This window comes from Desulfosporosinus sp. FKA (assembly GCF_002196785.1).
In the GTDB taxonomy this organism is placed as follows: Bacteria; Bacillota; Desulfitobacteriia; order Desulfitobacteriales; family Desulfitobacteriaceae; genus Desulfosporosinus; species Desulfosporosinus acididurans.
Genome location: NZ_NAHZ01000007.1, coordinates 11,517 through 24,862, shown reverse-complemented (window position 1 = coordinate 24,862; position 13,346 = coordinate 11,517). Strand labels below are relative to the sequence as shown.

10 protein-coding genes are annotated in these 13,346 nt (G+C 40.4%); 1 reads left to right on the top strand and 9 read right to left on the bottom strand.

The genetic code is table 11. The features are described 5' to 3' along the window. Positions 1 to 12 precede the first annotated feature (12 nt). The 7 genes from B5771_RS00660 to B5771_RS00630 form a co-directional block, all read right to left on the bottom strand. Positions 13 to 567, bottom strand: coding sequence for an RsbRD N-terminal domain-containing protein (locus B5771_RS00660; RefSeq protein WP_088185810.1), 555 nt, complete (start codon positions 565 to 567; stop codon positions 13 to 15). Positions 568 to 1,128: 561 nt separating this feature from the next. Continuing rightward, positions 1,129 to 3,009: a molecular chaperone HtpG gene (gene htpG, locus B5771_RS00655; RefSeq protein ID WP_172408110.1), complete on the bottom strand. Its 1,881-nt coding sequence runs from the start codon at positions 3,007 to 3,009 to the stop codon at positions 1,129 to 1,131. Between the two features lie 161 nt (positions 3,010 to 3,170). Continuing rightward, positions 3,171 to 3,665 (bottom strand): DUF188 domain-containing protein, encoded by a 495-nt coding sequence (locus B5771_RS00650; protein ID WP_088185809.1) that lies wholly within the window; start codon positions 3,663 to 3,665, stop codon positions 3,171 to 3,173. Then, the gene (locus B5771_RS00645) at positions 3,662 to 4,504 is read right to left on the bottom strand and encodes a S1-like domain-containing RNA-binding protein (RefSeq protein ID WP_088185808.1); all 843 of its coding nucleotides are present in this window, start codon (positions 4,502 to 4,504) and stop codon (positions 3,662 to 3,664) included. Before B5771_RS00645 ends, B5771_RS00650 begins: the two co-directional genes overlap by 4 nt. A 126-nt stretch (positions 4,505 to 4,630) precedes the next feature. Next, positions 4,631 to 5,926, bottom strand: a complete 1,296-nt coding sequence (locus B5771_RS00640; RefSeq protein ID WP_088185807.1) for a HAMP domain-containing sensor histidine kinase — start codon at positions 5,924 to 5,926, stop codon at positions 4,631 to 4,633. Positions 5,927 to 6,064: 138 nt separating this feature from the next. Then, positions 6,065 to 7,387: a cation:dicarboxylase symporter family transporter gene (locus tag B5771_RS00635; protein WP_088185806.1), complete on the bottom strand. Its 1,323-nt coding sequence runs from the start codon at positions 7,385 to 7,387 to the stop codon at positions 6,065 to 6,067. Positions 7,388 to 7,492: 105 nt separating this feature from the next. Next, a complete protein-coding gene (locus B5771_RS00630; protein WP_088185805.1) occupies positions 7,493 to 8,356 on the bottom strand; it encodes a response regulator in 864 nt (287 codons plus the stop codon). 374 nt (positions 8,357 to 8,730) lie between these two features. Between B5771_RS00630 and B5771_RS00625 the strand changes: the two genes are divergently transcribed. Beyond that, positions 8,731 to 10,824 carry a glutamine synthetase III gene (locus tag B5771_RS00625; protein WP_088185804.1) on the top strand — a complete coding sequence of 698 codons (2,094 nt, stop codon included), beginning with the start codon at positions 8,731 to 8,733 and terminating at the stop codon, positions 10,822 to 10,824. 368 nt (positions 10,825 to 11,192) lie between these two features. Here B5771_RS00625 and B5771_RS00620 read toward each other — a convergent pair whose 3' ends face one another. Together B5771_RS00620 and B5771_RS00615 are read right to left on the bottom strand one after the other, a co-directional pair. Further along, positions 11,193 to 11,513 (bottom strand): hypothetical protein, encoded by a 321-nt coding sequence (locus tag B5771_RS00620; RefSeq protein ID WP_047810560.1) that lies wholly within the window; start codon positions 11,511 to 11,513, stop codon positions 11,193 to 11,195. Positions 11,514 to 11,538: 25 nt separating this feature from the next. Continuing rightward, positions 11,539 to 13,113: a methylenetetrahydrofolate reductase C-terminal domain-containing protein gene (locus tag B5771_RS00615; RefSeq protein WP_088185803.1), complete on the bottom strand. Its 1,575-nt coding sequence runs from the start codon at positions 13,111 to 13,113 to the stop codon at positions 11,539 to 11,541. Positions 13,114 to 13,346 lie beyond the last annotated feature (233 nt).

Below are 13,346 nucleotides of genomic sequence, written 5' to 3'. Positions count from 1 at the left end.
GACCTCCTTCCTTTACAAATTAAATTTTAATTCTTTGTGCTCAAACTCTTGAGCTGGGATCTCGGACATCAAATTAGCCTTTTTGAGTAGTGTGAATGTCATTCGTTTAAGTTCGTCCGTTTTGAGCTGGTTGAGTTGTTCCCGACAACCCGAATATATATCAAAGGCAAAAAGAGCCAGATCATCAAGTTGAGATTCAAATTTAAAAATTTCTTCGTAGATCTGGTTCTGCCTGATTTCCTTACCGAGTTCTTCTCTAACCACATTTTTAAGCATAAAAATAAAGCTTACTGCTTTTGAAGGGGCGAAATCTTGTACAGCTCTTACTCGTATAATATCATCCAAAAGCTGCTTGCAATCAGTAAGACTTTTTTCGTCTAAGAGAGCTTGAAACAGATTCTGCGTTACATTCGTGATCGTATGCCCTATGGGATTTTCGAATCTGTCTTTTTTGTTTTTCAACATGCCTGATGGATCTTTGGGATAGGTGCTGATTATTGCATCAGTCCATTTTGAGACAAGTTCTGATCTCTTTTTCTCGAGAAGGTCTTTTAGCTTTGAGTCCACGATGACCACTCCTTGTCAATAATTTCTTTAAGACAACTGAGTCGATGCCGAATGGCGTCATGTTCTCCATCCAACACCGACTTTCCCCTTAACTAATATTTGATCTCCAGGCAATTACCAGGGGTAAAAAGCGATTTTGCCAATTAAAATTCGGAGATTTTCAACTATTCGGATTGTGTTTGTTCTTATTATCACTTTCAGTTTAAGGATTTTTGTCCTGCTTGTAAAATTCTTATTCCTAATTGTACTATTAGATAATCCCATAGCAATATAAGTTTAAGCATAGCATAACCCGAGGATTAACTGGAAATTCCGAGAAAATTTGATGGTTATAAGGTTGTTTTGCATATAATTTTTTTATTACCCGTAGAGAAAGAACGAATATTATTGCTCGTTCTTTCTCCCATTCCTACAAGTGGTTCTCATACCTTGCTTCGGTGGGAAGAGAGTTCATCCTTCAGCGCGAGAGCATTTGTTATGGGCTAGGCGCTATCGACGAAAGTATCCACTCGACACTTTCGTCACCGAATCCCCCGAATGTTCACCTTTAGCCAAACGAGTTTACTTTGCGAGGGCTCGCTCAATAATTTGATTAAGCCTGTTGACCATACCTCGAGGATCTAAGATTAGCCCTGCTGCAATCTGTGCATTTTCGAAAATTTGTTCAGCGGCGACTTTCGCAAAAGAATCTTCATTAATCCGTGCCATATCTAACTGTTTGATCATTGGATGAGCAGCATTAATTTCCAGAACACTAGGACCAACACTGTCGAAGTCCTTATTCATAAGCTGCATCATTCTTTGCATACTGTTTGTTCCATAAGGGCTTAGCACAACGGCCGGACTGTCAATTAAACGTTTCGATTCCCTTACATCTGTAACCTTTGCTCCCAATACCTCTTTAAGCCAAGCAGTCAGAGCTGCAACTTGTTCTTCAGGTAAAGCTTCTTTGCTTCGATCTTTCGGTTCTTTGTCGATCAGATCCAGATTGGCTTCATCAGCGGATACAAGCCGTTTACCTTCGAATTCCCCAATTGTTCCAAAGATATAATCGTCAATGGCCGCATAAGTGTAGATAACTTCTAAGCCTTTGTCCCGGAATATTTCTAAATACGGACCAGTTTCGATCGTCTCGCGGGAAGGTCCATTAACATAATAGATTGCCGTTTGACCCTCTTTCATCCTTGAGACATATTGGCTTAGGGTAATAAGTTCACCCGCTTGGGTATTCGACGATTCAAATTGTAAGAGCTTAAGAAGGTCGTTGCGATGTGTAAAGTCATTGGCTGCACCTTCTTTAATAAATAAGTTGAATTTCTCCCAAAATGTTTTATACTTTTCCGGTTCCGAAGTAATCTGGCCTTCGAGGAATTTTATAAATCGGGACGTGACTACTTTATTAAGTTTGCCAACCAAGGCACTATCTTGCATCGTTTCCCGGGAAATGTTTAAAGGAAGCTCTTCGCTATCGATAACGCCTCTTAAAAAGCGCAGCCATTCCGGTAAAATTGCAGTAGATTTCTCTTGAATCAAGACCTTTTTACAATATAAATTAACACCCGGTTCCATTCGTCCAAATCCAAATTGTTCAAAGTTCTCTTGGGGAACAAAAAGCAGCGTATTGATATTTAAAGGTGCATCCGAGGAAAAATGTAAGCGATAAAGAGGCTCATCATGAGCATTAGCGATAAACTTATAAAACTCATTATACTGATCATCGCTAATTTCACTCTTGTTTTTAGTCCATAGGGCATCAACGGTGTTGACTTTCTGTCCGTTAACGGTCACTGGATAAGGAACAAAACTTGAATACTGCTTAATAATTCGCTGTATTGTTTCAACTTTAGCAAAATCATAGGCATCCTCTTTTAAATGGAGGACCATTTTCGTACCACGCTGATAGTCATCCCCAGGTTTTATAGTATAGCTGCCTGTCCCGTCTGATTCCCAAATCAGACTTTCTCCTTCCGGTAAAAAGGTCCGAGTATAAATTGTTACTCGCTCTGCAACCATAAAAGCAGAATAAAACCCAACTCCAAACTGACCAATGAGATTTAAATCGTTTTGATTCCCTTTTTCACTTAAATGTTTAATAAATTCTTTGGAACCCGAATGAGCAATGGTTCCAAGGTTCTCAGCAAGTTCTTCGCGAGTCAAACCTACACCGTTATCCGTAATTGTGAGTGTATGTGCCTCTTCAGAAGTATCAATATTAATTTCTAACGGCAAGTCTTTTTGATAAACGTCTTGCCCCGTCAGCTGGGTATACCGAAGTTTCTCCATAGCATCTGCGGAGTTCGAAATGAGTTCCCGCAAAAAGATTTCTCTCTCAGTATAAAGAGAGTGAATGACAATGTCCAATAACTGACGAATTTCCGTTTGAAATTCTTTGGTTTCTACTGCTGTGCTCACTACAAACCCTCCAATTAAAATTAAATGCATTAAATAAGGCAGACTAAGATTGATTTGCAGTCTCCTTCAATAGTTTAATCAACTTTGTCCAAAAGTGCAAAGCCTTTTAGGTGTTTTTACATCCTTTTATTTAGAAATCTCTCTTGTCCTCACATAATTTCTTTGACTTATGTTGTGCATGGTGATCAGCGTTATATCTTTTCGTGGCCGCTTGTTATTCCATATATATTCTGTAATATACGTCGTAAACTGTCTTCGAAAAATTGATCGTCTTCAAGTTTCCTTTTTTGAGGACCTTTTGTCCTCCCGCCGCCCCTGCGAAACTTTGCTTTAGTTTCACGTTCTTCAAGCAAAAACTCAATTGTGTCATTGCTGAATTCTCTGCCCGTAGGGTTCAGACACCGTACCCCTTTGCCTAATAACATGGCTGCTAACCCCCAGTCTTGAGTAACAGCCACATCACCAGTATGTGCAAGATTCATCAGGCGTATATCTGCTTCTTGAGAAGCATTCCCTACAACAACATGAAAATCCGATTCAATCTTATGGTTGAAACTAGCAATTGTCCAGACCTGAATAGAATATTTTTTAGCAAGCCTGAGACAGATTTGCAAAACTGATCTCGGACAAGCATCCGCATCAACAAGTATTTTCGCTGAACGTCCTTCTTCACTGGTTGGACTCAAAGCAATTTCTCCTTTAAACCATGCTCTGACTTTACCACCTTATTTTCTTTGAGCAGCCTGCCTACAGCCCTCTTAAAGGCAGCTTTGCTCATTTGAAGCCGACTTTCAATTTCTAAAGGGCTGCTTTTATCATGTAACGGCAGAAAACCATCGCCTTGACGGATTTGTTCTAATATTTTCATACCATCTTTATCAAGTTGCAGATAAGAAAGGTCTCGAAGAGAAAGATCCAATTTTCCATCGTCGCGAACTCTGATTACTCGTCCTTCTACTTGATCGCCCTCCTTTATGTCAGTATAACACTCCGAACTTGGTATTAAGCCACAATATTTATTGTCTACGGCTACAAATATACCTATTGGAAGATTGATTCTGTAAACAGTCCCTGTAACCTTGTCATTTTTTTGATAAGGAGAATCTGCAGTTAAATACTCATAAATTTCTGTTGTAGCACATAATCGCTGACTTTTATCCAAGTATACCTTAACTAAATAGTATTTATCGACTTGGACCGAAAATTTCTGCTCATGAAAGGGTAAAAGCAACCCTCGTTCCAGCCCAATATCCAGAAACGCTCCAATTTTAGTTCTGGCGCTGACCCTTAAATAGGCTAGATCTCCTAATTGAGCATAAGGTTTTTGCCGCGTTGCGATCATCCGCTCTTCAGAATCCCTATAAATAAAAACTTCAAGGACATCACCCTCTTTGGCCCCCTCAGGAACCTGTTTCAGCGGCAAAAGGATATTATCTTTCCTTTCCCCTGTTCCGGCGTCCAAATAAGCCCCAAACGACGTAAAATTATTAATTTTGAGTTGATAATACTTACCAATTTCCAGCACAACAGATACTCCTTTACATGAGTACACAAGGTCGTAAACTATTAACAACCTTGTGTACTATTTTAGCTTATTATAATTATATCCGCATAAATTGCAAGAATACAAATTATTATCTTTTTCAACGTTCTAAACTATTGGCAGCTGTACGTGAAACCAAGTCCAGATTTGTCTGCCCTCAGTTTGACTAATGCTCACCGTACCCTTTACTTCGGCCAAAACATGAAGCACATGGGTAAGTCCAATTCCTGTCGACGCGGTTCCCGAATCAGAGTATTTCGTAGTAAATCCCGGCAAAAATATTAATTCTCGATCGTCCGGTGAAATTGATTTTCCGGTATTGCCAAGATGCAGGTATAGGGTCCCCTCACGTACATGCCAGACAACAGCAATTTCTCCCGACCTTGCAATAGCATCTATCCCATTAGCCAAGATATTGTTAACAACTACTAATATAGGAAAGAAATTTTCAACAAAGTAATGATTAGACCCCGATGAACGCAGCCATTGTACCTCTTTATGATGAGCAAAAGCATAACGCTGCTGACTCTCAACAACAAGGTCCAGGGCCTCTCCAAGGTCTATTCTTGTGTAATCGTTAGGCTCTATCAACGATTCTAAACTGCTAAAAACGCGTTGCGTATCCTTTTTGATTTCGTGAATTTTCTCAGCTAATTTCAAAAGCTCATTCTGCTGGCTAAGACTAGCCGATTCCGGTAAGTATTCTTGATAAAGTTGAAAGCTTTTTTCCGTTGCTTCTTCAATTTCCTTCATAATTTTTTTTAAAAAAAATCCTTCGGCATAAAGAGTTGCTCCCATAAGAAGCTGCCCTTGGAACTTTTCTCGTTCCTTTTCCTGCAAAATTCTTTGACGAAACAACTCAGTAGTAGCGATAAAGGCTAGAAAAAATAGTCCTTTAACGCCCGCACCCAAGGCTAAGACATAAATACTATGCCAGGTCGTGTGAACATTCGCCGTAAAGGCGAATTCTAACAGATTAGCAATCAAATCAAATACCATAAAATACAAACTAGTTTTTATGGTATTTGATTTCCAATATTTTACTTTTGAAACAAGAATTCCGCCCGTCAAAGCTAGATAATAAATCAGAGCGGGCGCATTTTCCAGGATAAGATTATGCCAGGATAATGGGCGAACATAGATGAAACGATCGGCTATAACTCTAATAAATACAACGACAGCACCTGTTAAACAACCGTTGACGAGAGTTGCTAATCTTGGGAAAGTATAAAGACATAAAACATAAAATACACTGCCTAATCCTAAGCGAAATGTTGATCCAAAAGGGAAAAAACCTATTTCACCCAAAATATACGTTCCCACGATTAGGGCTGCTCGCAGAGTATCAAACGGCATCTTCTTTTGTATGTCAGATAGCCAGTTCATCCATTTCTCCAAATTCATTTAACACCCTCCAGATGCAAGAGGATGCAGCCGGCAACCCCAGTCTACATCCCCAAAAGAACGGCCATATTTAAATTGTTTATAGTATAGGCTTTGAAACAAATTTAATGTGCAATTATAACTTTATACTTTTAATGATTACTTGGCAAATGATTCTGTCATCGCTGAGTTTTCCTTAAGCTGATCAAGATCTCCAAGATTACTTTCCACATCTTCTGGTAAGGGTTGTAACGGATAAGTTGCTCTTGAACGATCAAAAACTCCTTCAAGTCTCGCCATAACGACTGAGGCTAGAGAAACTCCGATAACATTCACCACGGTACGCCCCATGTCCATAATTCTGTCGACTCCGGCAATTAGAGCTAACCCTTCCACCGGGAGACCTGTCGAGGCCAATGTTGATGCTAAAACGACAAAGGATACTCCAGGAACTCCAGCCATTCCTTTTGAAGTAATCATCAATACGGCAATAATCGTTAACGTATGGAGAAAAGTCAAATGAATCCCGTACATTTGCGCAATAAAAGGTACAGCTAATCCTTGATAAAGAGCACTGCCATCTAAATTAAAGGTATATCCTGTCGGAACAACAAACGTAACGATGGATTTAGGAACGCCGAATTGCTCCATTTTTTTAAGGATTCTTGGGAAGACAGATTCGGAGCTGTCGGTTGAGAAAGCGATCAACATCTCGGCGCTAAGGTTTCTAAGCATTGTGAATAAATTAATTCCCGCAAGCTTAGCAACTAGTCCGAAAACCACAACCACGAAAAAGGCCATGGTTAGATAGAGAATTCCCACCAATTTACCTAAAGGAAGAAGAACTGCTAACCCAAACTGGGAGACAGTGAATCCCATTAAGGCAAAAACGCCGTAGGGCGCAGCAGTCATAATGATATTTGTCAATTTAAACATCGTTTCGGCAACACCCTGGAAAAAATGAAGAACAGGTTTGCCGATTTCTCCAACTCCGGCCAAAGCCACACCAAAAAGAACAGCAAAAAAGATAACTTGCAGCAAATCTGCACGGGCTAAGGAATCAACAATGTTCGTAGGGATCAGGTTTACAAATAAGTCCGTTGTCGTGTGATGAGTTGCTGTGCTGGTGTAAGCACTAATATCAACTTTGGTTATGCTGCTTAAGTTAATACCGACTCCTGGTTTCGTTACATTGGCTACAGTTACTCCAAGTAAAATAGCAATCGTTGTGATAATCTCAAAATAAATAAGAGTTTTGCCGCCAAGCTTTCCAACTTTCTTCAGGTCACCCACACCTGCGATGCCAATAACAATCGTAGAAAAGACAATCGGGACTACGATCATTTTAATGGAGCGAATGAACATGTCTCCAACGGGTTTGAGCCATCCAGAATAGTTTCGGAAAAAATATCCATAGAGAATACCCAGAGCCAAACCAATAATAATTTTTGTTGCCAGTCCCATTTTTTTTCGTTCCGTCATCAGAACCCCCCCTGTTCATAATTTTGCGAAAGTTTCTGATAACACTATACAATGAGGACTACAGAATCCTACAGGAACTGACAAGCATTCCTGGAGGCATAAGGTTCAGATATCATGAAGCACGTCCATATATAAAGCTATTAAAAATTTGCGGATATTTATTCTTGCCGAACTTGTTCGCTTCTGACGCAATTCCAGCACACGGTCGCGGACTTCAGCATAATCAAAATATTTCGAGGCATACCGTTCAAAATATTCGTCATAGAAATCTTCTAAACCCCGTAAAGCTATGTTTCCCAGTGCTTGTTTTATTACTCTGCGGATCCTTTGTTCAATGCTTTGTATCTCTTCTTCATTTCCAGCAATTGCTTGATAAATCGAGCGTAAAGGCAGATTTATCAGCTCTTCTTCATGATCTTTAAAGCGTAAAACAATGGCCTGTAATTCTCGGCTTCCTGTCTCACCAACAATCCCTAAATCCGCAAAGATGCCTTGAAACCTCTTCTTTATCACCTGCTCGTTCGGCTGATAGTTTTTAACTGGTTTAAGAGCTCGTATTTCCGCCAACGATTTCTCGATCTGCTCAAGGGTGGATTTCAAACGCTGTTTTTCTAATACGCGTTCAGCAATGGCTAATATTTCATTGCGATTAATCGGTTTATGAATAAAAAACTCAATTCCTGCTGTATAAGCTTTAGCCATTAAGGTCTTTGCTTCCACCTGGGATATCATAACAAACAGAGTCTCTGGAAACATAGAGAGAACTTTTTCTACGACTTCAATTCCTGAGATGTCCGGCATCAAGAGATCAATAAAACAAACATCAACTCTGCGACCGCTCTCAAAAAATCTTAAAGCCTCATGCCCAGAAGAAAATTCTGCAATTACGTCTCCTTTGGTATTTAATATATCCGCAAGCATACGTTGGGACGCCAGATCATCATCTACGACGGCAAACGTTGCGGCCATCTACCCAGCCCCTCTCGCTCTCATTCTCACACTCACTCATTATAACGAAGTGTGCAGATTGGTGCAAAACATTAGCATAAATTTATCATCATCGACAAACTCCCCTACTTTCTTCTTATTAAAAAAGTGCTAAACTAATGAATGAAATCAGTATCAGTGAACTCGTTCGCCTATAGCTGTACATCAGGTCTTCAGTGGGGATACAGTATTATTTTGATTTCTCTCTTGTCAGATCCTATGTAACGTGATAAATTAAGACTATATTGGATGGAGCAATGACGCTCTTCTTAAAGATTTGAAATACAATCTTTAGGGGGGAGTCTTTTTGTTTATCTGAGGAAATTTTGATAGTTTAGGAAGGGGAAAAGACAGATATGGATATTTTTGGGGAAAACGTTTTTAATGACACAGTTATGAAAGCACGTCTACCGAAGGCCGCTTATAAATCCTTACGTAAAACCATTGAAGAAGGACTGCCCCTGGACCCTGGCATCGCTGATGTTGTTGCTAATGCCATGAAAGATTGGGCTATTGAAAAAGGCGCTACCCATTTTACCCACTGGTTTCAACCGCTGACTGGCATAACCGCTGAAAAGCATGATTCATTTATTTCTCCGACGAGTGACGGACGAGTTGTAATGGAGTTTTCCGGTAAAGAACTCATCCAAGGTGAACCTGATGCTTCCTCCTTTCCCAGCGGCGGAATTCGGGCTACCTTTGAAGCTAGAGGGTACACGGCTTGGGATTGCACCTCACCGGCCTTTCTTAAAGAGGACGGCGGGGGATTAACACTATGTATTCCTACTGCCTTTTGCTCTTACACCGGAGAAGCACTTGACAAAAAAACACCTCTTTTGCGCTCCATGCAAGCACTTTCCAAACAAGCCCTTCGTATATTAAAGCTTTTCGGCAATACTACTTCTACCCAAGTCACCAGTACAGTTGGTGCTGAACAAGAGTATTTCCTTGTCGATAAAAATTTTTTTGATAAACGACTTGATCTAGTTTTAACAGGTCGTACTTTATTCGGCGCCATGGCTCCAAAGGGACAAGAACTTGAAGATCACTACTTTGGCAGCCTTAAAACACGAGTCGCCGCTTTCATGCGTGAAGTCAATGTAGAACTTTGGAAGTTGGGTGTTCTTGCTAAAACACAACATAATGAAGTTGCCCCCGGACAGTTTGAAATTGCCCCGCTTTTTACAACCACAAACATTGCCACCGACCATAATCAAATTATCATGGATACCATGAAAAAAATTGCTCTTAAGCATGACTTGGTCTGCTTGCTCCATGAAAAACCCTTTGCCGGCGTCAATGGCTCAGGCAAACATAACAACTGGTCAATGTCTACCAATGATGGAAGCAACCTTCTTGACCCAGGTAAAAACCCACATGAAAATTACCAATTCCTCACCTTTGTTTCTGCAGTCATTAAAGCCGTAGACGATTATGCTGAACTCTTAAGATTATCTGCTGCAATTCCTGGAAATGACCATCGTCTAGGTGCGAATGAAGCTCCTCCTGCCATTATCTCAATTTTCTTAGGGGATCAACTTACCGATATCTTTAATCAGCTGCAAAACGGCGGTCTCAAGAGATCTCTTCAGGGTGATAAACTATTAAGTGGTGTTGAGACTCTTCCTTCTTTCCGTAAAGATTCAACCGACCGCAACCGCACTTCGCCTTTCGCCTTCACCGGAAACAAATTCGAGTTCCGTATGGTGGCCTCTTCTCAATCAATTTCTGGGCCAAACGTTGTTCTTAATTTGATTGTGGCTGAAGTTCTCTCCCAATTTGCAGATCGTCTCGAAAAGGCTTCTGACTTTAACGCAGAACTTAAACAAATTCTCCGCGAGACAGCAACAAACCACAAACGGATTCTCTTCGACGGCAATGGTTATTCCGATGAGTGGGTTGAAGAAGCAAAACGCCGCGGATTGCCCAATATTACGTCTACCGTTGATGCCTCACTCATTCTCAAGCGTCAATCAACGATTGACTTGTACGAAAAACACAAGGTTCTGAATAAAACCGAGATCGAATCTCGCTTCGAAATTAATATGGAACAATATATCAAACAAATCAATATTGAAGCACTAACCATGATTGATATGGCTAAACATCAAATTATTCCCGCAGGAGTAAAATACTCCACTCAATTGGCTAACTCAATTAATGCGATTAAATCTGCCTCCAGTACCGCGGATGTTTCAGTCCAAGAGTCTCTGCTTAATAATGTCTCCACTACGCTCGCATCCTTCCAAGCAAAATTGAACGTTCTGGAAAAAAGTACCCAAGAAGCTGCAGACAAGACTGAAGATGCTTATGAACAAGCCGCTTTCTATCGCGATGTTGTTTTCAAAGCTATGAATGACCTGCGTCAAGACGGAGACCTGCTTGAAACCATGATTGATGGAGATCTCTGGCCAATGCCTACCTACTCTCAAATGTTGTTCATGCTCTAATTATAACAACACTATAAATTCTAGAGAGGGATTATCTGCTTAGATGCATCATAATCCCTCTTTTTTATTTCTAAAAGTTATAGTTCGGTTTTTTCTCTTCTAAGACCCTCACCTCTATAATGACAGTTACTATTCCTTCGTATTTTTCGGTGAAGGTAGAATCCATCCTTCAGCGCGATGGCATTTGTTATTGGCTAGGCGCTTTCGGCGAAACTATCCACAGGACACTTTCGTCACCGGAGCACCGATGTTCAGCTTTAACTGGACAAGTTTACGATTCATTTTTTTAGATTCAGTTCGTTAAAGACTCTTTAAAATAAAAGCGCTCCCTACTATGATTATCAAACTACAAGTAAGGAGCGCGCTTTTTATTCTTCTTTGGAAATAGTTATGCTTACAGTTTGTTGAAGAGCTAAACCGGAAGCAACCTCAATTGTCTTAAGAATCCCCGAAAGCCCAGGACAGCTGGGGTGTGGGCTGTATTTGGCAAACACTTCATAAACTTTCCCAGTGTGAAGTTTATGAAACATTTCTTGATAAGCATCGACTTCTGTTAATTCAGGGGCTATTTTTTGGAAATTTGGGCAATCACTCGTTATTTCCAATTTTACATGCTCATCGCCCCCGCTCACTGCTTTAACGGTTATTGTAAAGCCGCAAATGCCGCTTTTTATGACTCCCGTTGCCATAAACACCCTCCATACGTTGCCAGAATTATTTCTTTGTCTGTGGAACCTTACTTTCCGGGCGCTTTATTCCTAAAATAGGTGCAGAGTGATCTTTCCCTAAATAGAAATTAGACCAAGAAGAAGTCTGATACAGATCCCAATTGGCTGGGGGAACCGGAGGAACATCAATATTGGCTTCTTCCCCATACTTTTTAAGTCTGGCATAAGCTCTTACCCAAATACATTTTTTCTCATTTGGGAATACTTCGCACCAACCATTTAAACTTCCTCCACATGCACCATTACGCTGATTTTTAGGGCACTGTGACATCGGGCACAAATAGGCTATATCAAACATTGCACAATCTCCGCAGTCCTTGCAATCAAGCATAACAACTTTGGCAATATGCTCAAGAGCATGCAGACGTTTCTCTCTCTTTTTCTTTCCTTCTGCTGCACGGTAAAAACTTCGCATGACAGGGAATAACTTTTTGTTGGGAGTAAACATCAAGGCATGCATACCACGCATCATGGTATAACCAAAATTCACAGGCGCATCCAGGGGCAGGTTAGCACGATTCGTTGGACGATCGCTATTTAAACCTGTCTTCTCGTCTTTTTCGAAACAATAGAAACCATTCTTTTGTGGATAGTCGAATTCACGAATATAATCCTGCCAATTTTTGCTTAGTTCTTCCCCTTGATCAATGATATACTCCACCTGTTCATATTTGATATTATGTCCTCCAATATGCACACCGCCAAAGCCCATTCCCTTCATAACAGCATACATTTTGGCCGCTCTCAGCATACGTGCTCCAACCCCTTTATCCGGGGCACCTTTTTCGGCCTCAAGCTCAGCTAACAATTTATCGGTTACAACACATCCCGGTAATTGGTTTTGATTCATAATTCGCGCAGCACCATAGGGTAAGATATAGATATTACCGACTACAGGAATATCATAGTTGTTAACCTTTAAAAACTGCAAAACTTCATGGAACTTTCGGGCATCATAACCAAGCTGACAGACAATAAACTGCGCTCCACCGGCAATTTTCTTTTTCATTTTATAATATTGAACCATTTGTTCAGCCTCGGTAGCTTTAAAAGGAGAAACTGCCGCTCCGGCAAAAAAATCACTTGCTTTGTGATAAATTGGTCCTTTCATGCCTTGAATTTCTAAGCCCTTATTCATATCCGTAATAAGTTGAAGTGCATTTATAGGATCAAGGTCAAAGACAGGTTTCGGGCGTCCTTTAAATCCAGATACCGGATAATCACCGGTCATAACTAAGAGATTACGGATATTAGCTCTATCTAAAGCATAAAGTTGGCTTTCCATTTGATTTCGATTCTTATCCTTGCAAGTAAAGTGTACAAGAGGCTCTATCCCAAGTTTCAGAATATCCATTCCCAAATAATCAGCTAGGATTGCCGGATTACCCCCTGGATTATCTGTGATAGTTAGAGCATGTACCCTCCCTCCCTTAGCAGCTTGTTCAGCTGAGGCAATAGCAACTTCCTGGGGCTTTTCATTGGCACCTCTTCCCGGGACAAGCTCCCAAGTTACTGACAATGTATTTTTGTCGAGTAGTGATTCTTTGAACTTATTTTCCATCTCCTAGTTCCTCTCCCTTTCCTCGATATTCATGTACATACTTTGCCACTTAAATCATATTATACCTCTTTTTGGACAAGAAATTAAGCCTCAATTTTCAGTCTTTAGATAACATTCTATTTATTCTGTCGAAGCCGTCGTTATCAGCTAGTCTTATAACAAAAATACTATTCAGGAATTCCTCAAAATATGAATAGGATGAATACTAAAAAATAATGCTCAACAGTCAAGGT

Excerpts from the sequence above, each read along its gene's own strand:
- htpG (WP_172408110.1), bottom strand. The coding sequence starts at position 3,009 with ATGCATTTAATTTTAATTGGAGGGTTTGTAGTGAGCACAGCAGTAGAA.
- B5771_RS00640 (WP_088185807.1), bottom strand. The coding sequence starts at position 5,926 with ATGAATTTGGAGAAATGGATGAACTGGCTATCTGACATACAAAAGAAG.
- B5771_RS00635 (WP_088185806.1), bottom strand. The coding sequence starts at position 7,387 with ATGACGGAACGAAAAAAAATGGGACTGGCAACAAAAATTATTATTGGT.
- B5771_RS00630 (WP_088185805.1), bottom strand. The coding sequence starts at position 8,356 with ATGGCCGCAACGTTTGCCGTCGTAGATGATGATCTGGCGTCCCAACGT.
- B5771_RS00625 (WP_088185804.1), top strand. The coding sequence starts at position 8,731 with ATGGATATTTTTGGGGAAAACGTTTTTAATGACACAGTTATGAAAGCA.
- B5771_RS00620 (WP_047810560.1), bottom strand. The coding sequence starts at position 11,513 with ATGGCAACGGGAGTCATAAAAAGCGGCATTTGCGGCTTTACAATAACC.
- B5771_RS00615 (WP_088185803.1), bottom strand. The coding sequence starts at position 13,113 with ATGGAAAATAAGTTCAAAGAATCACTACTCGACAAAAATACATTGTCA.